This window comes from Roseovarius maritimus (assembly GCF_043355895.2).
Taxonomy (GTDB): Bacteria; Pseudomonadota; Alphaproteobacteria; order Rhodobacterales; family Rhodobacteraceae; genus Roseovarius; species Roseovarius maritimus.
The window spans coordinates 210,568-233,280 of the sequence record NZ_JBHFPF020000005.1 but is presented as its reverse complement, the minus strand read 5'-3'; the positions used below and the strand labels follow the sequence as shown (position 1 = coordinate 233,280).

Sequence of the window (22,713 nt, the reverse complement as noted above, 5' to 3'; positions counted from 1 at the left end):
GCGGCGGGCCAGCTCAGAACCAGAGGGGGTCAGTATTGGACGCCGATAAGGGGTCAATTTTGAATGCTGATTGACACTGAAAACCGCAGAAGTGTCTCCGCGCTGCCCTAGATCACCCTCAGGTTGGCGTTTTGGCTGACGTTTCACTCATCGGCCCCCTGAGCAACAACAAGCCTAGTTGAACCTCTTCCACTAACACTCCCGACTGGCAAGACGCTTATCGTCGTCAGCAAGTTATGTGGAGGTCGGGGACTGGTGAAAACGTCCAGCCACGGGTGGAAGGCTTTTTGAGTGTGGCCGGTGTGTGTGGTTATCGTGTGTGGTTGGAAATTCTACGCCGCACATAAGTATCTGATTTTTATTCATAATCATAATTTATGTGTGGGTGGCGGAGACGATGAGATTCTCTGATCTCTGACTTCTAAGTGGGTCCACAATCAGGTCCACAACGCTCATTTACAGGATTGTAAGTTACTGTTATATATACATTATTAGAACGCAACAGGTCCTCTCCTGGGCACCAATACTCAAGACAAGCCGTTGTTTTGCCTCAGCTTTATCTCAGGATGGAGCAAGCGTAGTACATGGCGTATACCACACGCACCCCACGCATTTGTCAAAGCAGGCGTTTACTACTTTAGCCGCAGGCTGCCACAAGACCTAAAGCATCATTATTCTTCGTCGCGGGTGTCATGTTCGCTGCGAACCAAGTCTGCATCGGTTGCGACCTCAAGAGCAATTCGCGCCGCCCAGAGACTTGATGAATATTGGTATCACCTGCGGCTGCAGGAATGTGATCTGTCGGGTCAGCACCTCTTACGAGACGCGGAAAGCAAGCCACATTCTCGCGGCCCGATTTCACAAGACGCTGGCGACGCCGTAGACCTTTCAGAGGCAGTGGCGATCTATCTACGGCTGAAGGGTCAAGGCCGCCCGGATACGTTCAAGCGGGCGGCGGAGCGCTCCTGCGGCTATCTCATAGACATCTGCGGCAACAAGAGCATCACGACCCATTCACGCAAGGACGCCAATAAGTTTCGGGATGCGCTCGTCAGCAAGGGTCTTGCAGGTAGCAGCATAACACGGGTCTTCGGGACGGTGCGGTCCATCATCAATTTTGCCGCCTCGGAAGTCGGGATTGATCTGAACAACCCATTTGCGAAGGTCTACTTTGATCGCAAGGCAGGCGTTACCGAGCGCCAGCCAATTCCCGAAGAGGCAATCGCGGATATCCAAGCTGCATGTCGTGACCAGGATGATGAATTGCGTTGGCTGGTCTCCCTAGTGTCAGACAGCGGTATGCGGCTTGCGGAAGCAACAGGTCTCGCACTCGACGACATCAAGTTAGACAGTGACACGCCCCATGTGATCGTCAGAGAGCATCCTTGGCGTCGGCTGAAGACCTCGAGCATGGACAAACGCCGCATTTCGCGTCAGCGCGATCCTTGGGCATAGCTACCTCATCGGTCCACGTCAGGACATGATCGATTAATTCGTGCCCGACGTCGCGGTGAAGGCTGCGCATGCCAAGACCCTCTCGGAACGCTGAGGACCTTCAGCACAATTGGCACCAGACCGTCATCCAGTAATCTGTAAGAAATCGATGCCGACGCATTTATGTGCGCCCGCGATCGGCTCCAACTTCTATCCAGAACGCAACATCTGGAGGCCATAATGATCGCCCCCGCACATCACGCACCCGGCAACCTCGCCCAGAAACTGACGTCATCCGTCCGGGTATTCCAGCGCGAATACGACCAAATGACTCTCGTCACAGCACGCCGGCTTCTGGCGCGCCATGACTTGCGGATGCCGGTGCTGTGCGTTCTTCTGTTCCATGGCAACGGCCCCCTGAAACAGGTCAGCATCTGCGTGAACTTGGAAGGCAAGGCTTCGGACGGTCCGACGCCGACATCAAGACACTCCTGCGCAGGATCTCGCAGTATGCGCGCTACCAAAGTGTCGACTTCCGCGACATTTCGTCACTTGCGATCCGGCGAATCCTCAAGTCGGAACGTGAGCAGCGCCGTGGTGAGAGTAATCATGTACGGCTTATCCGTCATGCGCGGCGGCCGGCACCGAAAGATTTCCCGTCGGAGCAGAAGACCGAGAGAACGGTCGCGCTGGCTTGGCGCGACGACCAGTTAGCGGGGATACATCCCCGACGGCTCTTTTGAGTATTCATCTTGGCCTGATGATGATCGCACCACTATGGCGCATCGGGAGCGGTCGTATCGGGCTGGGTTTTCGTAATATCTCGACGCAAGCGCGTGCGGCGCAGGCAAATATTCAGCGGGTTTTCATGCGGTCTCTGAGCGGCTTTCTTCGCCGGGCCTTTACGGTTTCTCGAACGGTGTCGCCGAAACCGCTCGCTGGTAGGGTTCCGGATCGATCGCGATGTCCTCGCCGGGTGGCGTCTCCATCTTATCGCCGCTCTGCGCGCGGGCGATGACGTCCGCGAGCGTGCCTCGGGGGGAGGTGATATGCACGGCTTCGCGTGCAGCCTGATGCGCTTCCCGCCCGGTCTGCGCGATGCCTTCGCAATGACCAAGGCCGGCCGAGGTGACGTGCGTGGCGCTGAGGGCCAGATCCCTGCCAACAGAGCTGCGCACGTTTTTGGCTTTTGTGACGCTCAAGGCGGTCAGGCAACGTCGGCTGATCGCGCTGACGGTCTCAACCAGGCGGTTAACCTGCGGAGATCGCCGCACCCCTCGCCCTTGATGGCGGGAATTGCGCGGCCCGAAGGCCGCGCAGTTGGTCAGTCGATCAGCGGCAGGAGCGACGTCATCGACGTCTTGGCATCGCCGTAGAACATGCGGGTGTTGTCCTTGTAGAAGAGCGGGTTCTCGATACCGGAATACCCGGTGCCCTGCCCCCGCTTGGACACGATGACCTGCCCCGCCTCCCAGACGCGCAGCACGGGCATGCCCGCGATGGGCGAGTTGGGATCGTCCTGCGCCGCCGGGTTCACGATATCGTTCGAGCCGATGACGATCACGACGTCGGTGTCCTTCAGATCGTCATTGATCTCGTCCATCTCGAGAACGATATCATAGGGCACCTTGGCCTCGGCCAGAAGGACGTTCATGTGTCCGGGAAGGCGGCCAGCGACCGGGTGGATGGCAAAGCGCACATTCTTGCTTTTGGCGCGCAGCTTGGTGACCAGATCGGACACCGCGCCCTGCGCCTGCGCCACGGCCATGCCGTAGCCCGGCACGATCACGATGCTGGACGCCTCGTTCAGCGCCGCCGCGACCCCGGCCTCGTCGATGGCCACCTGCTCGCCCTCGACCTCCATCGCGGGGCCGGCGGAGCCCCCGAAACCGCCGAGGATGACCGAAATGAACGAGCGGTTCATCGCCTTGCACATGATGTAGGAGAGGATCGCACCGGACGAGCCGACCAGCGCGCCAACCACGATCAGCAGATCATTGCCAAGCGAAAAGCCGATCGCCGCCGCCGCCCAGCCCGAATAGGAGTTCAGCATCGACACGACCACGGGCATGTCGGCGCCGCCGATCCCCATGATCAGGTGATACCCGATGAACCCGGCCAGAAGCGTCATCACCAGCAGTGGAAAGAACCCGCCGGTGTTGAAATACCAGATCAGGCAGATCAGCGAGATCGCCGCTGCGCCCGCGTTCAGCATGTGACCACCCGGCAGCTTTTTCGCCGCCGAGGATACGCGCCCGGCCAGCTTGCCATAGGCCACGACCGAGCCGGTGAATGTCACCGCACCGATGAAGACGCCGAGGAACAGCTCGACGCGCAGGATGTTCAGCTCGACCGCCGTCTTCTTGGCGATGAGCGCGGCGAATGTGCCGAAACTCCCGGTAAGCTCGCCAGCTGCGGCGGCACGCTCTGCGATCTGCGATGCCGTCAGCGACCAATCAGGGACATCCCGCGGAAAAGCGAGGCCCGCATCAGCGAAAGAGGCCATCACGCGCCCGATCTCAAAATGCGCGATCATGCCCACGAAAACCGCAGCAAGACCGACAAGGCTGTGCATCGCCGCCACAAGTTGCGGCATCTCCGTCATCTGCACCCGCTTGGCGACGACCACGCCGATGGCGCCCCCGCCCGCGATCAGCAGCAGCGACAGCAGCCACAGGCCCGTACCGGGGCCGATCAACGTGGCGAGCACCGCCAGCGCCATGCCGATGATGCCATACCAGACTGCGCGCTTGGCGCTTTCCTGACCCGATAGCCCGCCCAGTGACAGGATGAAGAGGACTGCCGCCACCACATAGGCGGCCGTTGTGAATCCGTATTCCATAGCGTGTGCCCCTTCAGGATTTCTGGAACATGGCAAGCATGCGCCGCGTGACGAGGAACCCGCCGAAAATGTTGACCCCGGCCATGAAGACCGACAGCGCCGCCAGCACGATCACCAGGATTGAGCCGGACCCGATCTGCATCAGCGCGCCAAGGATGATGATCGACGAAATCGCATTGGTGATCGCCATCAGCGGCGTGTGCAGCGAATGTGACACGCCCCAGATGACCGAGAAGCCAACGAAACAGGCCAATGCGAAGACGATGAAATGGCTCATGAAGCTTGCGGGTGCCACGGCCCCGACCAATAGAATGATCGCCGCGCCGACGCCGAGGAGGATGGCCTGTGTCTTGGTCTGTTTCTTGAAGAGGGCCAGCTCCTGCGCCTTTTTCTCCTCTGCGGTCGGGGCCGGTGCGGCCTGTTTCGGCTTGGCCGCGATGGCCTTGATCTTGGGCGGCGGGGGCGGATAGGTGATCTCGCCCGCGTGGACCACGGTCGCGCCGCGGATGACGTCATCCTCCATGTCATGCACGGGAGTGCCATCCTTTTCGGGGGTCAGGTCGGCCATCATGTGACGGATGTTGGTAGCATAGAGGCTGGAGGCCTGCGCCGCCATCCGGCTGGGAAAATCGGTATAGCCGATGATCGTGACGCCATTGTCGGTAACGATCTTTTCGTCCTTCACCGTCAGCTTGCAATTGCCGCCCTTTTCGGCGGCCAGATCCACGATGACCGAGCCGGGCTTCATCGCCTTGACCATATCCTCGGTCCACAGCTCGGGCGCCTCGCGATTGGGGATGAGGGCCGTGGTGATGACGATGTCCACCTCGGGCGCCAGCTCGCGGAACTTGGCCAGTTGCGCCTCGCGGAACTCGGGGCTGGAGACGGAGGCGTAGCCGCCTGTTTCGGAGCCGTCTGCCGCCTCCTCGAAATCGAGATAGACGAATTCGGCGCCCATGCTCTCGACCTGCTCGGCCACTTCCGGGCGCACGTCGAAGGCCAGCGTGACAGCGCCCAGCGACGTGGACGTGCCAATCGCGGCAAGGCCCGCGACGCCAGCGCCGATGACCAGCACCTTTGCCGGCGGCACCTTGCCCGCCGCCGTGATCTGGCCGGTGAAGAAGCGCCCAAAATTGCTGCCCGCCTCGATGACGGCGCGGTAGCCCGCGATATTGGCCATGGACGACAGCGCATCCATCTTCTGGGCGCGGCTGATGCGCGGGACCATTTCCATCGCGATGACGCTGGCGCCGGATTTGCGCGCCGCCTCCATTCCGTCGTCATTGCCGCCCGGATTGAAGAAGGTGATCAGCGTCTGATCCTTGCGCAGGCGTTTCAGCTCGGTCCCGGTGGGGGGGCGCACCTTGGCGACGATATCGGCGACCTTCCATAGGGCGGCGGCGGTCTTGACCACTTCGACGCCCGCGGCCTTGTAATCGGCATCGGCAAAGCCGGCCAGCCGGCCCGCGCCGCTCTCGATCGCGCAGTCATAGCCCAGTTTCTGTAGTTGCACCGCGCTGTCAGGCGTCATTGCCACGCGCGCTTCCCCGTCGAGGATCTCCCTCGGAACACCGATTTTCACGTTCGACCATCATCCCTGTTTTCCGGCGCAGCCCGCAAAAGCGCGGCCATTTCCGGTTGAATTTCTCGTCGAGCATGCCTGCCCGCCGCAACACATCGAAAAATAAGCATGTGAGAGGCATCTTGGCAACGAGGAAGGTCAAAGAGGCCTTCGGCGCCCTCCCGCCCCGGCGCTGCATCGCGGCTGAGCCAGGTGTTGCACTTGTTCCCCCCGTGATGCGATATTCAGCAAATGGAATTTGTTTCCGTGGGAGGAAATAACATGAATATGGATAGAAGAACGGTTCTGGCCGGTCTGGGAGGCCTGGCGCTGAGTGGTGTGCCCTCGCTGTCGCTGGCACGCACCGCGATTCGGCTGGGCGAGGCCGAAGTGATCGCGCTGAGCGACGGGCATCTGGTCTTGCCGCCCGAATTCGCGTTCGAGGGTCTGCCCGAGAGCGAGCTGGACCTGATCCTGTCGCGCTACAATGTGCCGCGTGACCAGTTGGAGCCGCCCTGCAACCTGACGCTGCTGCGGCAGGGCGACAAGACGATCCTCTTTGACGCCGGCTCCGGCCCCGCCTTCATGCCCAGCGCCGGCAAGCTGCAAAGCAGTCTCGAAGCCGAGGGGTTGGCGCCCGAGGACATCACGCATGTCGTCTTTACCCACGCCCATCCCGATCACCTCTGGGGCATCCTCGACGATTTCGACGAGCCGATTTTTTCAAACGCCGAACTGATGATTGGGCAGGCTGAATGGGATTACTGGACCGATCCCAATACCGTCAGCACCATAGGCGAGGCACGCGCGTCCTTTGCCGTAGGCGCGGCGCGGCGGTTGGCGGCCATCGAGGAGCGCATCGAGTTCTTCAACGGTGGTCAGGAAGTCCTGCCGGGGGTCATGGCGCATTCAACGCCCGGCCACACGCCCGGCCATATGTCATTCGAGGTCCGAAATGGCTCGGACGCGCTGATGGTGGGCGGCGATGCCATCGGCAATGGTCATGTGGCCTTCGCGCGGCCCGATTGGCCCAGCGGCGCTGATCAGGACAAGGATCTGGGGGCCAAGACACGGATGCGCCTGCTGGATCAGCTGGCAACGGATGACATCACGCTTCTGGGCTTTCACCTGCCGCATGGCGGGCTGGGCCGGGTCGAGCGGGACGGCGAGAATTACCACTTCGCGGCGGAGGATGCATGATGCGCTGGACCCTACCCTTGATACTGCTGGCGGCTGCCACCACGGCCCATGCCAGCGAGGATATCGCGGACAAATACCCCGATTCGCTGCTCTACGACAAACCGTGGGAGGTGATTCCCGGCGTCTTTTCCGCTATCGGCGCCACCGCCCCGCCCACTTATGAGAATGCGGGCCATAACAACAATCTCAGCTTCATCGTCACCGGTGACGGCGTCGTGGTGATGAATGGCGGCGCGTCCTATGGCCTTGCCAAGGCGCTGCATGACGAGATCAAGGCCGTGACGGATCAGCCCGTCAAGCTGGTCTTCAACGAGAACGGACAGGGCCACGCTGTTCTGGGCAACAATTACTGGGCCGAGCAGGGCGTGCCCATCGTCGCCCATGTCGATGCCGCCGAAGTGGTGGAAAAACATGGACCCGCGATCCTGAAATCCATGCAGGGCTATAACAAGGACCGTGCTGAGGGGACCGAGGTGCAGGTGCCGACCGAGACCTTCGAGGATGAGTACGCCGTCGAGATGGGCGATTTTCGGATCGAGGCGCGCTATCTGGGCCCCGCCCATTCGCCCGGCGATATCGTGCTGTGGCTGCCCAACCAGGACCTCGTCATTTCGGGCGATATGGCGTTTCACGAACGAATGCTGCCGATCTTTCCCGACACCATGACCGCCGACTGGCTTGAGACGTGGGACAGCGCGTTCGAGCCGCTGGAGGCGACTTACGTCATTCCGGGGCATGGCCACCCGACCAACATGGATCAGGTCCGGCGCTATACCAAGGATTACCTCGTCTATCTGCGCGAGCAGGTCGGCGCGGTTCTGGACGAGGGCGGCGGGCTGGCCGAGGCGTATTACGTCGATCAATCTCCCTATGCCACTCTGGATACGTTCGAGGAGCTGGCCACCAAGAATGCCGGGCGCGTGTTCGAGCAGTTGGAGTTCGAGCAATTTTGAGAATGAGGGCCGATTTTCAGGTTTTCGGAACAGGGTCGCGCGGGTTATCTGCGCGACCCTTTCTTGTTGGAACAGTGTTCCGACCTGCGGCGCCATGGCGGAACAGCGTCTTGAGTTGTGTGGCTTGACCTAAAGGCGCAAAGCCAGAGATAAGGCGGATCTTTGCCACGCTTCGCTTTGGGGGCTTATCCGTCATGCTTTTTGAACTCTACGATCTGCCGGTCGACGCTCAGGGCGCGCGCCTCATCCTGGGGCTTGCGCTGGGACTGATGTTTGGCATCGCTGCCCAGATCAGCCGTTTCTGCCTGCGCCGCGGTCTTGTCGCCGGGCCGGACCGAGCGCCCGCTTTGGGCACTTGGGCCGCCGCCCTCGCCACCGCGATCGCCGCTACCAGCGCGGCCATCTGGGCCGGTTGGGTGGACCTGTCGGACCATCGCCTGATGGTCAATGACTTGCCCTTGCTGGCGATCATCGTGGGCGGCCTGGCCTTTGGGATCGGCATGGTGGCGACGCGCGGCTGCGTCAGCCGCCTGACCGTGCTGGGCGGTACCGGCAACCTGCGCGCACTGACGGTTCTGCTGGTCTTTGCCCTGGTGGCGCATGCCACCCTCAAGGGAGTCTTTGCGCCGGTGCGCGTTGCACTGGGATCGGTCACGACGGATATCGGCATCGCCTCACTGGCCGAGCTGCCGGGGGGAATGCTGACATGGGCGGCGCTGCTGATCGCCGGCCTTGTCGCGGCCATCTCGGCCTTGCGCCCCCGCGCCTTGCATGTGGCGCTGGCGGCTGTGATCGGCCTGACCGTTGTGGCGGGCTGGATCGCGACCGGCTGGCTTTTGATGGATGAGTTTGACCCGCTGCCCGTGGATTCAATGGCCTTCACCTCGACTTGGGCCGACACGCTGTTCTGGACTGTCGCGTCCAGCTCGATCTCTGCCGGGTTCGGTGTGGGCGTTGTGGGCGGCGTTTTTGCCGGGGCGTTCCTTTCGGCGCTGATCCGGGGCGAGCTGGCCTTTGCCAGCTTCTCCGGCGCACCTGAAACCCTGCGCTATGTCGCGGGTGGCGCGTTGATGGGTTTTGGCGGTGTTCTGGCCGGGGGATGCACCGTGGGCGCGGGTCTGTCGGGTGTATCGATGCTGAGCGTTGCGGCGATTGTCGCGCTGGCCTCGATCGCGGCGGGCGCGTTGATTGCCGATCGTGCATTGGCACGCGCGCCGGTCATTCAGCCGGCGGAGTGATCGGCGCGGCGCGGCGCGCACTGGCCAAAAGGCGGTGCGTTGCCATGGCGCCGATCCACATGCAGGTGATCGCAACCCAGGCGGTAAGGGCAAAGACCGAGCCGCCGGACATGCCCGCACCCACGGCGCAGCCGCCCGCCAACATGCTGCCGAAGCCCATCAGGACGGCGCCCAGGAGGTATTGTTCCATCGGAGTTCCGGGACCGAAGCGCTCAATCCTGGCCTCGCGCGTGGCCAGCGCCATCAGGCCCGAGCCGGCAAAGACGCCGGGGACAAGGCCGACGCCAAAGCTCCACGGCAAGCGTGTATTATCGACAAGGCCCATCAGCGTATCGGTGGACGGGCCGGTAAAGGTGACGGACGAGATCGGCACGACCTCGAAAGAGACCTGCGAGATCGCGTAGGTTGTGGCCCAACCTAAAGCGATGGCAAATCCCACGATGGCCGCCGCCAGCGCACGGCTGAGCGGCACCATGTTGCGCCGCGCCAGCAGCAGCGAGAGGGTCAGCGCCGCGCCTGCCGAGATAGCCGCGATCTCGGCGCTCAGCCCCAGCCGGGCCAGCAAATCGCGTGCATCCCCGCCCTGAACCAGCCAGAGCGCGGCAAGGTTTTCGCGCGTCGGGGCCAGAACACCGCGCAGGGCGGCCTGCGCCGCCAGCGTCAAAACCAGCCCGGTCACGATGGCTCGCAAGTTGCCCGTGGCCGATAGCACCAGCAGACGGCTGGCACAGCCTCGCGCAAGGATCATGCCACAGCCGAACATCAATCCGCCGATGATGGCGCCCGAAAGGCTACCCGTCGCGGCGATCTGGCGGGAGGCGGACACGTCTAGCCAGCCAAGCGCGATGAGCCCCTGCACCGAGGCCACAGCGGCGGTGAATGCGATCAGCCAGATATAAAGGCGCGGACCCAGCAGCCCCTCGGCGACCTCAACAGAGGCGGCGCGCAGGCAAAACCGCGAATGCTGTGCAGCCGCGCCGAATATGACGCCCACCAGCGCCCCGGCCATGGCCAGCACGGCCCCGTCGCCAAAGCGGTCTAGCAATGCGTCCAACATCTGACAGCCTCTCTCATTGGCTACGACAACAGGACGGGCGAATCGCCCGCGTGCCATGACATCGCATGTCCTGCGCAATGGGACCTTGTTCTAGCGCAAACCGGCGGCGCGCGCGGGCACCGCCGCAATGCAGAGGCGCGCTATTCCATCGCCTCCTTGACGATCTCGTCCAGCAGCGCCTGCACCTCTTGCATCGGCCCCTCGGGATAGGTGCGATAGCCGATCATCACCTCGCCGGCCTGATCGGCGACGAAGATGCCATAGGGGCAATGCGCGATATTCATCGGATCGGCCTCCATCACCTGACGCGACACCTGTGCCGAGCAGAAAAGGAAGATGTCGGCCTCGACGAACAGCTCCTTGTCGCTGCCCACATCCTCGGCGGTGCGGTTCAGCATCTCGCCAGTGTGGCTGACATAGTCGATGACGAGGCCCCGCCCGATGATGGCGTTTTCCACCGCGAAGGCAGCATCGCCGAAGCTGCCCTCATAAGGATAGGTGACGGCCTGATCCGCCGCGCTGCCCGGCCCTGCGGCGAGGGCCAGAATACCGGCCAGAATGAAACGTTTCATGTGATGTCCTCCGTTGTTCGGGCACCACTCAAGCATGCCCGGATGGCCCGCACCTTGATATAAGTCAGGCTCGGGCCGGATTGGTGGTTGCGGTGGTCGGGCCAAACCCAAAAGGGCGCGGCCCGAGCGCCTTAGCTGAACATATCGGCGACGATACCGGCATACCAGCCTTCGGATTCCTCGTATGTGGCCTTGCGCAGGTCCGCAGGCTCGCCCGGCTGCGAGATAAAGCCGTCAACCTTGGCGATCTTTTCATCCGTCGCCTCATAGGTCGCGCCAACCTTGACCCCGTCATTGGTGTCGATCAGCGACCAGCAGGTATTGGTGAACTTGGCCGGAAAGACGCGGCTGCCGGTCAGCGCGCCGCGCACCGCATTGGCGCAGACCTTGGCCTGGCTGTTGGCGGCGAAACCGGATTTGGGCATGTCGCCCTGATCCGCCGCATCGCCCAGCACATGGATGTCAGGATCGGCCTTGCTGCTGAGATCGGCGGCATTGACCGGCACCCAGCCCCCATCAGTGACGCCCGCCATCTCGGCGATATGCCCTGCCTTTTGCGCCGGAATGACGTTGCAGGCATCCACATTCGTGACCTCGCCGTCGATGGTGACCGTCATCGCGTCTGGATCGACCGACACGTTGCCACCGCCGAAATCGGCGCCGATCCAGTCGACCATGCCCGAATAATGCGTCAACCAGCCCTCCTGAAAGAGTGCCATCTTGGAGAATTTCTCCTTGGGATCGGCGACGATGATCTTGGCGGTCGGGTTGGACGCCTTCAGCATATGCGCCACCATCGAAATGCGCTCGTAAGGGCCGGGGGGGCAGCGATAGGGGTTGGGCGGTGCGACCATGGCAAACGTGCCGCCCTCGGGCATGGCCGCAATCTGCGCCTTGAGCAGGGCCGCCTGCGTGCCACCCTTGTAGGCGTGGGGCATCGCGTTCTGCGCGGCCAGCGACCAGCCTTCGACAGCACCATCGACGAAATCGATGCCGGGGCTCAGGATCAGCTTGTCATAGGGCAGGGACGCGCCGCTGGCGAGGGCGACGGTCTTGGTGTCGCGGTCGACGCCGACGGCCCAGTCATGCACCACGTTGATCCCGTATTTCGAGGCCAGCGTGCCATAGGTATGGCCCAGATCGTCCATCTCCTTGAAGCCGCCAATGTAGAGGTTCGAGAAAAAGCAGGTGAAATAGCTGCGCGACGGCTCGACCAGGGTGACGTTGATCGCGCCCTCCGAATCCTTGGCGATATAGCGCGCGGCTGTGGCCCCGCCCGCGCCGCCACCAATGACGAGAACACGGGGCTTGCCGCTGTCCTGCGCCAATACGGCAGGCGCGGCAAGCGATGCGGCCGCGGCGGCGCCGGTGCCCAAGAAAATGCGTCTGTTCAATGTCATCTGTCTTCTCCTCCCAGAGTGTGGCCCTCGTTAATCGAGCTCCTTGAAATAGGCGGCAAGTGCGGCAATTTCTTCGTCATTCAGGCGGCCCGCCATCATCTGCATCACCGGATGGGGTCGCAGCTTGGCCTTGTAAGCGTGCATGGCCACCACGAAATCCTCGGTCGGCCAGTTGGTGATGGACGGGATGCCCTGCGCGCTGCCATCGGCCTGATGGCAGGTCAGACACTCACTGGAGAGATACTCGCCATATTCAGGATCGCCGACAAGCGCCAGAATTGCGGGGTCGAGGTCGTGATCGGTGCCGCGCGCCGTCGGCGGCGCCTCGGGCAGGTTCGAGGGATCATCGGAGAAGCTGCGCAAGTAAGCCAAGAGATCGGCGCGCTGAACCGGATCCGAGAGGCCGCGAAAGCTCATCCGCGTTTTCGAAACAAGGGCGCGGGGGTTTTCGATATAGGCGTCGAGCGTCTCGGCGGTCCAGGTCAGCCCATCGGCCCCAGCGCGGGCCATGGACTTGGAATAGGAAAATTCGTCATGCGCGGCAGCGCGGCGTCCGAAGATGCCGTTGAGGTGCGGGCCGACGCCATCCTGCGCGCCCTTCCCCACCTGGTGACACACCTTGCACACCTCAAAGACTTCGGCCCCCGCATCCGCATCGCCGATCGGCTTGGCCTGAGCGGCCCCGCCCAATAGAAGCGCGGCCAGCGCCGCAAAGGACGCTGGCGCGAGGTGGCTCACTCGGGATGACTCGCCAGATAGGCGGTGATCGCGTCGAGATCCTTGTCCTTGCGGAGCCCCGCGAAGGCCATCTTGGTGCCCTTCATGAAGCCCCTCGGATCGGCAAGGAAGGCCTTGAGGTTCTCCTCGTCCCAGACAAGCCCCTCATCGGCCATGCCCTTGAGCGCCTTGGAATAGCGGAAATCCTCGACCGTGCCGGCAGGTTTCCCGACAATGCCGGTCAGGATCGGGCCGACGCGGTTCTTGGCGCCGTCGCCGATCTGGTGGCAGGCCTTGCACTGGCGGAACACCTTTTCTCCGGCGGCGACCAGCTCGGGGTCCGGCTCGGCAAGATCAGTGCGGGGCTCGGCGCTTTCAGTGGCCTCTTCCTTGGCCTCCTCGGCAACGGGCTCGACGGTGTTCGCGGCCTGCTCTTCGGTCGCCTCTTCGGCCTCGGCGCTGGCCTCTTCGTCGGTGCCCGGTGTCACGTCGAGAACCATGGCGCGCATGGTGATCTCAACGTTCTCCTTGCAGTTTTCCATGCAGGGCTCGCCCGACCATTTGGCATATTCCGTCTCCGGCCGGTCATCGACAAAAAAGCCATCCGCGTTCGGCATCTCGAAATCGCCGAAGGTCTCATTCGACAGCACGAAATCGTCCTCTACCAGATAGTTGGAGTAAAGGATGTAGGCGACGATGGCATAGACCTCATCGGGGCTGAGCGACTGCGCATTTCCATATGGCATCGAGCGGTTCACGTAGTCCCAAGTGGTCGAGAGGTAGGGCCAGTAGCTGCCCACCGTCTTGACGGGGTCCTCGTGATCCAGCGTCCCCTCGCCGCCCGCCAGCTTGGGCCAGTTGTCCAGACCTTCGGCAAAATCGCCATGACATGCAGCGCATTGCGCAACGAAGAGCTCCTCGCCGGTCCACACATCGCCGGATCCGGCAGGCAATCCCTCGCCGCCGGGCCGGACATCCAGGTTCCAGGCGGCGATCTCTTCGGGCAGCGCCTCGCGGCCAAGGCCGAAACCTTCGGCATGGGCCGTGCCACCCAGCATGGCCAGCGCCGTGGCGATCTTAAGAAACTTCGACATTTTCCGCCTCCCCGTTCGCGCTGACCAGCCACGTCTGGATCGCGTTGTTGTGATAGATCGAATTGAGGCCGCGCACTTCGCGCAGCTGAGTCTTGGTCGGCTGGATATAGCCGGTGTCGTCGATGGCGCGGCTTTGCAGCAGCATCTCCTCGCCGTCCCACTCGGTATCGAGATAGAAGCGCGTCAGCGCCTTCGCCTCACCGGGCTTGGCAAGGCGCGCAGTTTCCCACGTCTTGCCGCCATCCTTGGACACATCGACGCGGGTGATTGCGCCGTTGCCGGACCAAGCGAGGCCACTGATCACCAGCGGACCCTTGCCATGCGGGATGGGCGATTGCGGGCTCGGCGAGGTGACGACCGATTTCGCATCCATCGTCCAAGTCCATTTGCGAGACGAGCCATCGGCCATCGTGTCGGTGTATTTCGAGGTTTCCTCGCGGCTCTCGACGGGGCCATCCATGACCTCGATCCGGCGGATCCACTTGACCCACATGTTGCCTTCCCAGCCGGGCACGACGAGGCGCACGGGATAGCCGTGCTCCTTGCGCAAGGCTTCGCCATTGGCCTTGAAGGCGATGAGGCAGTCATCCAGCGCCTTGTCCATCGGGATCGAGCGACCGTTCGACGACGCATCCGCGCCCTCGACAAAGACCCACTTGTTCGAAAGATCTCCTGCGGTATCCAGGCCCGCCTCTTCCAGAATGGTGCGCAGGGGCACGCCGGTATATTCCATGTTGTGGATCATGCCGTGGGTAAACTGCGCGCCGTTCAGCTGCGCGCCGGCCCATTCCATGCCGCTATTGGCGGCGCATTCACAGAAATAGACGTGGTTCTCGCGCGGGAAACGCTCGAGATCTTCATAAGTAAAGACCAGCGGGCGATCAACGAGGCCGTTGATCATCAGCCGGTAGTCGGATTTCGCCAGCTCGATCGCGCCCGAGTGATGACGCTCGAACGCGCAGCCCTGCGGGGTGATCGTGCCGTCCAGCGCATGGATCGGCGTGAAGTTGATCGAACTGATCGTGTCCGCCGTCAGCCATTCGACATTGCGGCGAATGACATCATCCTCGAACCTGATCGGCAAGCCGTAGGGCGATGCATCGACCGGATCTCCAAATCCGGTGGCCCAGGGTTGCACTTCGGTGATCAAGGGATCGGGAGTCGCGGCGCGGGCCGCTCCCCCGGCGATCAGGGCCGTTCCTGCAGCGGCGCCGCGCAGGAAATTCCGGCGTGAGGGTCCTTTGGACATAATTTCCTCCGTTTTGCTGGTCTTGTCGGTCACAGGCCTACGACCTCGACACTGTCTACGCCCGGCGCGCTGACCGTGCCTTTTGTGCGGATATGCGCCTCGACCACGTCCCAGATGGGCGGGCCTTCCGTGCCCTCGTTGACCGAGGCCCAGCCGGCGACCTGATAACTGCGGGACGGATCGATCGCTTCGCCAGATTTGAGCAGCACCATGTTGCTGATACGCTCGCCCTGCGGCTTGCTGATGTCGATCCGATAGCCAAGGCCGCCGGTACGCACCATGTCGCCGCCCTGCTGGTAGTAGGGATCGGGGTTGAAGATGTTGTCGGCCACATCCTCGAGCACGACCTTGAGATACTCACCCGTCATCTCGGTGCGATATGCCTCGGGGTAGGACATTGAGGTGACGTTCCACAGATCCTCGCGGGTGATGTCCTGACCGGGCAACATGGACGGGCCCCAGCGCACACCGGGGCTAAGCGCGATTTCGGCGTCCCGCTGTGTCAGCAACGCGTCGCAGATCACGTCATCCCACGTGCCGTTGAAGTTGCCACGACGGTAAAGCAGGCTGTCGGTCTTGCCGATCACCTCAGACAGTGCGTCCTCGTAGGGCGCGCGGACCTCGTCGATGACGGCGGCGACCTCCGTGTCCGGTTCGATCACGTCCGACAGGATCGGGATCAGCTTGTGACGGAAGCCCATCATGCGCCCGTCGCGCACGTCCAGATCGACGCGGCTGACAAATTTCCCATTCGAGCCGGAGGCGACGATGATCGTCTCGCCCACCAGCACGGGCTCGGGCAAGGCGTCGTGGGTGTGGCCCGACAGGATCACGTCGATGCCCGTCACGACGCTCGCCATCTTCTTGTCCACGTCAAAGCCGTTATGGCTGAGGCAGACAACGAGCTCGGCGCCCTGGCTGCGGACCTCGTCGACCATCTGCTGCATATGCTCGTCCCGAATGCCGAAGCTGTACTCGGGGAACATCCAGCCCGGATTGGCGATGGGCATGTAAGGAAACGCCTGGCCGATCACGGCGATCTTGACGCCGCCGCGCTCGTAGAACTGGTAGGGCGGGAACATCTCGGCGGGCTCGTCCCATTCGGCGTCAAAGATGTTCTGGCCCAGCGCGGCAAAGGGCAGACCCTCGACGATCTCTCGCACGCGGTCCGAGCCGAGGGTGAACTCCCAATGAAATGTCATCGCGTCGGGCTTGAGCGCGTTCATCACCGTGACCATGTCCTGACCCTGGGTCTGGTGGCAGGTATAGCTGCCATGCCAGGTGTCGCCGCCGTCCAGCAGCAGAGCGTCTGGGCGGTCGGCGCGAATGCTGTTGATCACTGTCGCTACTCGGTCCAGCCCGCCAACGCGGCCATAGGCCTGCGCCAGGGCGGTGAAATCGCCCGACGACAAGGCGTAATGCGCGTATGAGCCGTCATCGATCCCATACAGTCGACGGAAATCCGCGCCGGTCAGATGCGGCACTTCGCCCTTATTCGGACCGACACCCAGATTGACCGAAGGCTCGCGGAAGTAGATCGGTTTCAGCTGCGCGTGAATGTCGGTGATATGGATCAGCGAGACATTCCCGAACGTTTCGAAGTCAAGCAACTGGTCCTGAGACAGGCTTTGTTGCGCGGCAATGCGGCCCCACTGGCCGAAGCCCGACGCGCCGAGGATCGCGCTGGCCGCCATGCTGGTCTGAAGAAAATCGCGCCGGGATATCATATGCGTGTTCCTGAATGTATTGAGGCAAAAACGCCCCACACGGGTGACCGTGCGGGGCGTTTCCAAGTTAGTTGCGGACGGACGGGCCTTCGACGTCCAGACCGTTACCGCGTGAGGCGACATAAAGCTCAAGCGCGACGAACTCGGGGCTACCGGGCGCAAAGGTTTCGGCGCGAGTGTCGCGCACACAGCCTTTGAAGCGCGAATGCACCGCGTTCAGCTTGGTGTTCTTGAGGCGATAGACAGGAAAGCCATTGATCTGGCCCTGGCTCAGATGGTCCGCACGGATCATCATGCCGTTATTCGCCTCGTGGCAGGACGCGCAGGCCAGCTCAAGCTGACCGAAGCGGGTGTAATACAGCTCTTTGCCCTGCTCCCACGTGGACTGAACGGGGCCATCGGTGGCCACGTTGACCGGCATGCCGCGTGACACAGACGCAATGAGAGCGGTCATATTGACCATCTCGTTTCCGGTGTACTTCCACGGCTCGGCGCCCATCTCGTTCTCGCGGCAGTCGTTGATCTGCATCTCCATGGTGCGGACCTCGCCGGCCTCTTCGTTCCACTTGGGATAGACCGGACGCACGCCGGCCATTTCCTCGGGGTCGCCATGGCAATCGGCGCAGGACTTGCCCGCCGATCCCTCGGCAGTGTTCCAGACATCCGTTGCCTGCTCGACAAAAATCATGCCGGGGTTGTCGAAATCATCGGCCTGCATCACGCGCGTCTCGTCGCCACGATAGTGCCAACCCGAGATCACCTCGTCGAACACGTCCTCCACAGCGGGGGGCGCTTCGGTGCGTGTGGTGATCTCGGTTTCCCCGTTCAGGACAAGGGTGTCGTCCACCGGGTCTGCCGATGCCAGTGTCCCGGCCATGAGGCCGGCAGTGATGGTGGCGGTCAGTCGTTTCATCCTTGTCCCTCCCAAGACAATTGGCTCACTCGACGGTGATCTTCTTGCTTTCCTCGTAGACCGAGCCGTCATCGTCGTACCAGGTGAACTTGAACTCGCCCGTTTCCGGCACGGTCGCTTCGAACTCGAGATACGGATTGGTCGAAATCGCAGGCTCCAGCGTGATGTCGACGACGTTCTGGTCGTTGAAATCACAGGTGAAGCGATTGATGATCGAGCGCGGAATGACGTTGCCGTCGCTATCCTTGCGCTGCCCGGATTCCATCTTGTGGCTGATGAGCGTCTTGATGACGATCTCTTCTCCAGCCGATGCCGATGACGGGACTTTGACGCGGGGTTTTACACCTTCTGCCATTTTCTTGAACTCCTTTTAGCCGCCGCAGCCGCCGATTGTTACCTTGACCGTGGACGACGCCTTGACGAACGAGCCGTCCTCCAGCTTCGCGATGGCCACCACGTCCTGGGTGCCCGCGAGGCGGATACGGGTCGAGGCGGCGCGCGCTGCGGCCAGCGGTCCGAATTTGAAAGTCGCCACGGCGGGCGTCGGGTTGCCAAGGGCAAGCACCATGATCTCGGTCGCTGTATCCGAAGAAACCTCGATCGGAACCGTGTTGCCATTCTCGGCGATCTCGGGCGCGGTCAGCGTGATGTCGCCTTCGCCCACCTCTGCGCCGCCGGTGAAGGCTGCGATTGCGTCCTCGCCCGCGGCCGAAGCGCGCAGGGGCAGCCCGGCCACCAGCATCGCGCCGGCCCCCATCAGAATTGCATCGCGTCGTGTCAGTTGCATGTCATAAACCTCCGTTTGGCCCACCGGGCCGTAATCCTGACCCTTCCGGGTCGTCACCCCCCACCTGCGAGAGGACTGCTTTCAGTATTCCGTAAGAGTGGTCAGATACGCGACCACGTCCTCGATCTGCTGCGCCTCCAGCAGGGGGCTGAGCGGATCTTTCGCCGCCTTGCCGGTATAGGCATTGCCCGGCCGGATGAAACCCTCGGTCTTGTAAAAGGAGGGCATCAGGCTTTCGGGGAACATTATCTTGGCGTTCGAGACGATGCCGCGCAGTTCCGCCTCGCTCCACCGCGCGCCGGTGCCGTCCAGCATCGGGCCAATTTCGCCCTGGAACGGGACGTCCGCCAGATCACTGACCTGGTGGCAGGCCACGCAGTTGCCCTGACCCTTGTCACCGACGATCTTGCGACCGTTCTCCGGATCGCCCGGCACACCTGTCAAAGATGATTCGATGCTGCCGTCGACGTAGGACACGTCAGTCGGCGCGATCTCTGCAGCGGCAACACCGGTCGATGCGGCAAAAGCCATTATCACGAGAAATTTGCGTTCCATGCGTCCTCCCAAACACATTCAAGACTTGGCATACTCTAGGATGCAGTGCCGCCATCAAGCAAGGGTAACTTCTGACTCAATCGGCAGAGATTGCAATTAATCCGTATTTCCGTCGTTTCGCTCCTGGATGCGGCGGGCATGATAGCGCTGAAAATCCTCATCCGAATCAAGCGCGTAGCGTTTTTCATTGACCCAGGTGAACATGTCCAACGTCGTTCCGGCAGCAAAGGCGCCCGGCATCAGCGCGACGGCGGCGCTCTGCGCAGTCGCACCCTCCTCGACCTCTTCGGGCAGGAAGAGAATCGACGGTGTAAAGAGCAGACCCCATTTGCGCGCGGCGTCCTTTTCGCTCAGCGTCTCGCCGTCGAAATCGATGATCTCCGTATCGCCGTGCAGGTTGATCTGCACCACGAAGAAATTGTCGCGGATATAGCTGGACACATCCTCGCGCGAGAAAACTTCCTTGTGCATCTTGGCGCAATAGATGCAGCCGCGCTGCTCGACCATCACGACAAGGCGTTTGTCCTCGGCGTTGGCCTCGGCCAGATCCTCGTTCAGGTCCTTGAACGTGTCGCGCATCCAGTCCTGCTTGTGCAGGCCATCATCGCCCACTCCGGCGGCCATTCCCAGCGCGGGCATGAGGATCAGTGCGAAAAGAGCGATCAGTCGTTTCATGGGTCGGTCTCCCTAGATGTTCTGAAAGGCAGGAAAAGTGTCCAGCATCCACTGCGCAATGGCATTGACGCTGTCAGTGGCGATGAGCGCAGCAAAGAGGATCAGCAGAAGGCCCATTGCCTTCTCGACCTTGGGCAGATGCCGCCGAAACTTGGACGCGAATTTCAGAAATGGCCCGATGAATAGTGACGAGATCACGAAAGGCGCCGTCATCGCCACGCCAAACACCAACAAGAGGACCAGCCCGCGCATCGCCGTCGCCTCGGTGCTGGCGGTAAACACGACGGCGGTCAGCACGCCGCCCACGCAGGGCGTCCAGCCAGCGGCAAAGGCAAAGCCGACGACATAGGCCCCAAGAACGGACATGTTTTTCGTATCGCCCGCATCCATCTGGAAGGCCCGGTTGAGAAATCCGATGCGAAACACGCCCAGGAAATGCAGGCCCATGACCAGCACGACCAGCGCAGCGAAGAGGCGGAATTCCGTCTGCATGCTGCGGAACGTCTGGCTGAGGCCATAGGCCGCCGCGCCCAGCAGGACAAAGACCGTGATGATACCCAGCGAGAACATGATGGACGCAAAGAACGCCCGCTGGCGCACACCCGGCGCCAATTTGCCCTCTGCGCTGATTTCGGACATGGACGCACCCGCCATGTAGCTGAGATAGAACGGCACGATCGGCAGAATGCAGGGTGAAAAGAAAACGATCAGCCCGCCCAGAAAGGCCCCCATGAGGGATACATCAAACACGCCGCTCCTCCTCGCTACTTGTGCTGATTACATATTCAAGTTATTTTATATCTTTATCTTCCGTCAATCAGGAACCCTGATGAAACGCTTGGCTTTCGCTCTTCTCACGATATGCCTTGCGCTGCCAGCGGCGGCAGCGAATTTGGTCATGGTCGAACAGGACGGCTGTCACTGGTGTGCCCAGTGGAACGAGGAAATTTCGCATATCTACCCAAAGACGGATGAAGGCGCGCGTGCGCCCTTGCGCCGCGTTGATCTGCGCGATTTGCCGGATGACATCGACTTTGCGTCACGCCCTGTCTTTACCCCCACCTTCGTCCTGGTCGAGGACGGCAAAGAGCTGGGCCGGATGGAGGGCTATGCAGGCGACGAGTTTTTCTGGTTCATACTGCGCAACCTGCTGAACGAGCACGATATCGAAGCAGAAGAATCCGAATGAGCCACGCACCTGTCAGTCGCGCGATCACCGCGTACCATCGCATAAAAATTGCTACAGGCGCCCGCAGACGTTAAGTTAAGACCAAGTCAGAAACGGAATTTCAGCCCTTATGTCATTGCCTGTCATCACCAAGGACATGTCCGACTCCGAGCTCGAGCGGATGATGAAAAATGCCCAGAATGCGGCGCAATTCCTCAAGGCAATCTGTCACGAAGGGCGGCTGATGATCCTGTGCCATCTGGCGACGGGCGAGAAATCGGTGACCGAGCTGGAGCAACTGCTATCCTCGCGGCAGGCTGCCGTGTCGCAGCAACTGTCACGCCTGCGCACCGAGGGGCTGGTGACGCCCCGCCGCGAGGGCAAGGCGATCTATTACCGGCTGACCGATCCGCGCGCCGTGCAAATTCTGGACCTTGTCTATGACCTGTTTTGCAAGGAGGCATAGGCGCGGCGCATTGTCGGGGCGGCTCGGATGCTAAGTGGTCTCAACGATGCCGTGCTTCTGGCGCTGATCGGGCTTGGCGGCGGAATGATCCTGGGGCTGGCGGCACGGCTGGGCCGGTTCTGCACGCTGGGCGCGATCGAGGATTACCTCTATCAGGATGACTCGGTGCGCATGCGCATGTGGGGACTGGCCATCGGTGTGGCCGGGCTGGGCACATTCGGGTTGGTGGCCGTCGACGCGCTGGACCCGGCGCAGACGATCTATCATCTGGCGCCGTGGTCTCCCGTTTATGGCGTCCTCGGCGGGCTGCTCTTCGGCTATGGCATGTCGCTTGCTGGAAATTGCGGATTTGGCGCGCTGGCGCGGTTCGGAGGCGGCGATCTACGATCTTTCGTGATCGTGGTCGTGATGGGGATCAGCACCTATTTTGCCCTCTCGGGCCCGCTGGCTCATATGCGCCTTTTCGGGCTGGAGGCCACGCAGATGCCAACCAGCCTGCGCAGTTATCCCGAGGCGCTTGGCGCCGTTAGCGGCCTTGCGCCCGTGCTTTGGGGTCTGGCCGCCAGCGCGGCGGTCACGCTCTGGTCGCTCTGGTCGCGTGATTTTCTGCAGAGCTCCCGCGCGATGATCTGGGGCGCGCTGGCCGGGGTGGCCATCGTCACGGGCTGGGCGGGTACGCAATGGGTCGCCGACACCGGCTTTGGTGTCTATCCGGTCAACAGCCATACCTTCACCTCGCCCTTGGGCGAATCGCTGATCTTTCTGATGACGTCCAGCGGCGGCGGGCTGACCTTCGGCGTCGGATCGGTGGCAGGCGTGCTCTTGGGCGCTTTCGCGGGCAGCCTGATAAAGGGTCATTTCCGCTGGGAGGCCTGCGAGGATCCGCGCGAGCTGAAGCGGCAGGTTCTGGGCGCGATCCTGATGGGGTTCGGTGCGGCGCTGGCGATGGGCTGCACCATCGGGCAAGGCATGTCGGCCTTTTCGCTGATGACATTCAACGCGCCCATCGTCTTTGCCGGGATCTTTGCCGGGGCGGCGCTGGGCTTGCGGCAGTTGATCACCGGCCTGCCCTTGGGGTGGATCCGATCCTGAACGGCGGATGGTG

23 protein-coding genes and 1 pseudogene are annotated in these 22,713 nt (G+C 62.1%); 8 read left to right on the top strand and 16 right to left on the bottom strand.

Annotation, left to right across the window (positions count from 1 at the left end; genetic code table 11):
• Positions 1–540: 540 nt before the first annotated feature.
• Both ACEWPM_RS12005 and ACEWPM_RS12000 read left to right on the top strand, forming a co-directional pair.
• A pseudogene (locus ACEWPM_RS12005) lies at positions 541–771 on the top strand (DUF6538 domain-containing protein); the annotation flags it as partial.
• Positions 772–897: 126 nt separating this feature from the next.
• Positions 898–1,455, top strand: coding sequence for a site-specific integrase (locus tag ACEWPM_RS12000; protein WP_393962443.1), 558 nt, complete (start codon positions 898–900; stop codon positions 1,453–1,455).
• Between the two features lie 881 nt (positions 1,456–2,336).
• Here the strand turns inward: ACEWPM_RS12000 and ACEWPM_RS11995 are convergent.
• From ACEWPM_RS11995 to ACEWPM_RS11985, 3 genes are all read right to left on the bottom strand, one after another.
• The gene (locus tag ACEWPM_RS11995) at positions 2,337–2,636 is read right to left on the bottom strand and encodes a hypothetical protein (RefSeq protein ID WP_393962219.1); all 300 of its coding nucleotides are present in this window, start codon (positions 2,634–2,636) and stop codon (positions 2,337–2,339) included.
• Positions 2,637–2,758: 122 nt separating this feature from the next.
• On the bottom strand, positions 2,759–4,276 hold the full coding sequence (locus tag ACEWPM_RS11990) for an NAD(P)(+) transhydrogenase (Re/Si-specific) subunit beta (protein WP_393962220.1): 1,518 nt from the start codon (positions 4,274–4,276) through the stop codon (positions 2,759–2,761).
• Between the two features lie 13 nt (positions 4,277–4,289).
• Complete coding sequence (locus ACEWPM_RS11985; RefSeq protein ID WP_393962221.1) at positions 4,290–5,858, bottom strand: Re/Si-specific NAD(P)(+) transhydrogenase subunit alpha; 1,569 nt, start codon at positions 5,856–5,858, stop codon at positions 4,290–4,292.
• Positions 5,859–6,119: 261 nt separating this feature from the next.
• Between ACEWPM_RS11985 and ACEWPM_RS11980 the strand changes: the two genes are divergently transcribed.
• From ACEWPM_RS11980 to ACEWPM_RS11970, 3 genes are all read left to right on the top strand, one after another.
• The gene (locus ACEWPM_RS11980; RefSeq protein WP_393962222.1) at positions 6,120–7,037 is read left to right on the top strand and encodes an MBL fold metallo-hydrolase; all 918 of its coding nucleotides are present in this window, start codon (positions 6,120–6,122) and stop codon (positions 7,035–7,037) included.
• Complete coding sequence (locus tag ACEWPM_RS11975) at positions 7,034–7,990, top strand: MBL fold metallo-hydrolase (RefSeq protein ID WP_393962223.1); 957 nt, start codon at positions 7,034–7,036, stop codon at positions 7,988–7,990. The genes ACEWPM_RS11980 and ACEWPM_RS11975 overlap by 4 nt, the downstream gene beginning before the upstream one ends.
• 194 nt (positions 7,991–8,184) lie before the next feature.
• Positions 8,185–9,228 carry a YeeE/YedE family protein gene (locus ACEWPM_RS11970; RefSeq protein ID WP_393962224.1) on the top strand — a complete coding sequence of 348 codons (1,044 nt, stop codon included), beginning with the start codon at positions 8,185–8,187 and terminating at the stop codon, positions 9,226–9,228.
• Here the strand turns inward: ACEWPM_RS11970 and ACEWPM_RS11965 are convergent.
• The 13 genes from ACEWPM_RS11965 to ACEWPM_RS11905 form a co-directional block, all read right to left on the bottom strand.
• Positions 9,209–10,285 (bottom strand): YeeE/YedE family protein, encoded by a 1,077-nt coding sequence (locus ACEWPM_RS11965; RefSeq protein WP_393962225.1) that lies wholly within the window; start codon positions 10,283–10,285, stop codon positions 9,209–9,211. The two genes, ACEWPM_RS11970 and ACEWPM_RS11965, sit on opposite strands and share 20 nt — an antisense overlap.
• Positions 10,286–10,425: 140 nt before the next feature.
• On the bottom strand, positions 10,426–10,857 hold the full coding sequence (locus ACEWPM_RS11960) for a DUF302 domain-containing protein (protein ID WP_393962226.1): 432 nt from the start codon (positions 10,855–10,857) through the stop codon (positions 10,426–10,428).
• Between the two features lie 131 nt (positions 10,858–10,988).
• On the bottom strand, positions 10,989–12,257 hold the full coding sequence (locus tag ACEWPM_RS11955) for an FCSD flavin-binding domain-containing protein (protein WP_393962227.1): 1,269 nt from the start codon (positions 12,255–12,257) through the stop codon (positions 10,989–10,991).
• A gap of 30 nt (positions 12,258–12,287) precedes the next feature.
• Positions 12,288–12,995 carry a c-type cytochrome gene (locus ACEWPM_RS11950; RefSeq protein WP_393962228.1) on the bottom strand — a complete coding sequence of 236 codons (708 nt, stop codon included), beginning with the start codon at positions 12,993–12,995 and terminating at the stop codon, positions 12,288–12,290.
• Positions 12,992–14,068 carry a c-type cytochrome gene (locus ACEWPM_RS11945; protein WP_393962229.1) on the bottom strand — a complete coding sequence of 359 codons (1,077 nt, stop codon included), beginning with the start codon at positions 14,066–14,068 and terminating at the stop codon, positions 12,992–12,994. Before ACEWPM_RS11945 ends, ACEWPM_RS11950 begins: the two co-directional genes overlap by 4 nt.
• On the bottom strand, positions 14,052–15,317 hold the full coding sequence (soxC, locus tag ACEWPM_RS11940) for a sulfite dehydrogenase (RefSeq protein ID WP_393962230.1): 1,266 nt from the start codon (positions 15,315–15,317) through the stop codon (positions 14,052–14,054). The genes ACEWPM_RS11945 and soxC overlap by 17 nt, the downstream gene beginning before the upstream one ends.
• 29 nt (positions 15,318–15,346) lie before the next feature.
• Entirely contained in the window at positions 15,347–17,044 is a 1,698-nt protein-coding gene (gene soxB, locus ACEWPM_RS11935) for a thiosulfohydrolase SoxB (RefSeq protein WP_393962231.1), read from the bottom strand.
• 67 nt (positions 17,045–17,111) lie between these two features.
• Positions 17,112–17,957 carry a sulfur oxidation c-type cytochrome SoxA gene (gene soxA / locus ACEWPM_RS11930; protein ID WP_393962232.1) on the bottom strand — a complete coding sequence of 282 codons (846 nt, stop codon included), beginning with the start codon at positions 17,955–17,957 and terminating at the stop codon, positions 17,112–17,114.
• 25 nt (positions 17,958–17,982) lie between these two features.
• Positions 17,983–18,312 (bottom strand): thiosulfate oxidation carrier complex protein SoxZ, encoded by a 330-nt coding sequence (gene soxZ, locus ACEWPM_RS11925; protein ID WP_393962233.1) that lies wholly within the window; start codon positions 18,310–18,312, stop codon positions 17,983–17,985.
• Positions 18,313–18,327: 15 nt separating this feature from the next.
• Positions 18,328–18,744: a thiosulfate oxidation carrier protein SoxY gene (gene soxY, locus ACEWPM_RS11920; protein ID WP_393962234.1), complete on the bottom strand. Its 417-nt coding sequence runs from the start codon at positions 18,742–18,744 to the stop codon at positions 18,328–18,330.
• Between the two features lie 81 nt (positions 18,745–18,825).
• Positions 18,826–19,299 carry a sulfur oxidation c-type cytochrome SoxX gene (gene soxX, locus ACEWPM_RS11915; protein WP_393962235.1) on the bottom strand — a complete coding sequence of 158 codons (474 nt, stop codon included), beginning with the start codon at positions 19,297–19,299 and terminating at the stop codon, positions 18,826–18,828.
• A 96-nt stretch (positions 19,300–19,395) separates the two neighbouring features.
• On the bottom strand, positions 19,396–19,974 hold the full coding sequence (locus ACEWPM_RS11910; RefSeq protein WP_393962236.1) for a thioredoxin family protein: 579 nt from the start codon (positions 19,972–19,974) through the stop codon (positions 19,396–19,398).
• A 12-nt stretch (positions 19,975–19,986) separates the two neighbouring features.
• Positions 19,987–20,724, bottom strand: a complete 738-nt coding sequence (locus tag ACEWPM_RS11905) for a cytochrome c biogenesis CcdA family protein (RefSeq protein ID WP_393962237.1) — start codon at positions 20,722–20,724, stop codon at positions 19,987–19,989.
• A gap of 79 nt (positions 20,725–20,803) precedes the next feature.
• Between ACEWPM_RS11905 and ACEWPM_RS11900 the strand changes: the two genes are divergently transcribed.
• The 3 genes from ACEWPM_RS11900 to ACEWPM_RS11890 all read left to right on the top strand — a co-directional run bounded on the left by ACEWPM_RS11900 (position 20,804) and on the right by ACEWPM_RS11890 (position 22,700).
• A complete protein-coding gene (locus ACEWPM_RS11900; protein ID WP_393962238.1) occupies positions 20,804–21,163 on the top strand; it encodes a hypothetical protein in 360 nt (119 codons plus the stop codon).
• Positions 21,164–21,272: 109 nt separating this feature from the next.
• Positions 21,273–21,608 carry an ArsR/SmtB family transcription factor gene (locus tag ACEWPM_RS11895; protein ID WP_393962239.1) on the top strand — a complete coding sequence of 112 codons (336 nt, stop codon included), beginning with the start codon at positions 21,273–21,275 and terminating at the stop codon, positions 21,606–21,608.
• 27 nt (positions 21,609–21,635) lie between these two features.
• On the top strand, positions 21,636–22,700 hold the full coding sequence (locus ACEWPM_RS11890; protein WP_393962240.1) for a YeeE/YedE family protein: 1,065 nt from the start codon (positions 21,636–21,638) through the stop codon (positions 22,698–22,700).
• The last annotated feature ends 13 nt before the right edge of the window (positions 22,701–22,713 follow it).

Bases quoted from the DNA above. Each gene is read 5' to 3' on its own strand.
- ACEWPM_RS11965 (WP_393962225.1), bottom strand. From the start codon at position 10,285: ATGTTGGACGCATTGCTAGACCGCTTTGGCGACGGGGCCGTGCTGGCC.
- ACEWPM_RS11960 (WP_393962226.1), bottom strand. From the start codon at position 10,857: ATGAAACGTTTCATTCTGGCCGGTATTCTGGCCCTCGCCGCAGGGCCG.
- soxA (WP_393962232.1), bottom strand. From the start codon at position 17,957: ATGAAACGACTGACCGCCACCATCACTGCCGGCCTCATGGCCGGGACA.
- ACEWPM_RS11890 (WP_393962240.1), top strand. From the start codon at position 21,636: ATGCTAAGTGGTCTCAACGATGCCGTGCTTCTGGCGCTGATCGGGCTT.
- ACEWPM_RS11975 (WP_393962223.1), top strand. From the start codon at position 7,034: ATGATGCGCTGGACCCTACCCTTGATACTGCTGGCGGCTGCCACCACG.
- soxX (WP_393962235.1), bottom strand. From the start codon at position 19,299: ATGGAACGCAAATTTCTCGTGATAATGGCTTTTGCCGCATCGACCGGT.
- ACEWPM_RS11900 (WP_393962238.1), top strand. From the start codon at position 20,804: ATGAAACGCTTGGCTTTCGCTCTTCTCACGATATGCCTTGCGCTGCCA.
- soxZ (WP_393962233.1), bottom strand. From the start codon at position 18,312: ATGGCAGAAGGTGTAAAACCCCGCGTCAAAGTCCCGTCATCGGCATCG.
- ACEWPM_RS11970 (WP_393962224.1), top strand. From the start codon at position 8,185: ATGCTTTTTGAACTCTACGATCTGCCGGTCGACGCTCAGGGCGCGCGC.
- soxY (WP_393962234.1), bottom strand. From the start codon at position 18,744: ATGCAACTGACACGACGCGATGCAATTCTGATGGGGGCCGGCGCGATG.
- soxB (WP_393962231.1), bottom strand. From the start codon at position 17,044: ATGATATCCCGGCGCGATTTTCTTCAGACCAGCATGGCGGCCAGCGCG.
- soxC (WP_393962230.1), bottom strand. From the start codon at position 15,317: ATGTCCAAAGGACCCTCACGCCGGAATTTCCTGCGCGGCGCCGCTGCA.
- ACEWPM_RS11945 (WP_393962229.1), bottom strand. From the start codon at position 14,068: ATGTCGAAGTTTCTTAAGATCGCCACGGCGCTGGCCATGCTGGGTGGC.
- ACEWPM_RS11910 (WP_393962236.1), bottom strand. From the start codon at position 19,974: ATGAAACGACTGATCGCTCTTTTCGCACTGATCCTCATGCCCGCGCTG.
- ACEWPM_RS11955 (WP_393962227.1), bottom strand. From the start codon at position 12,257: ATGACATTGAACAGACGCATTTTCTTGGGCACCGGCGCCGCCGCGGCC.
- ACEWPM_RS11980 (WP_393962222.1), top strand. From the start codon at position 6,120: ATGAATATGGATAGAAGAACGGTTCTGGCCGGTCTGGGAGGCCTGGCG.
- ACEWPM_RS11990 (WP_393962220.1), bottom strand. From the start codon at position 4,276: ATGGAATACGGATTCACAACGGCCGCCTATGTGGTGGCGGCAGTCCTC.
- ACEWPM_RS11895 (WP_393962239.1), top strand. From the start codon at position 21,273: ATGTCATTGCCTGTCATCACCAAGGACATGTCCGACTCCGAGCTCGAG.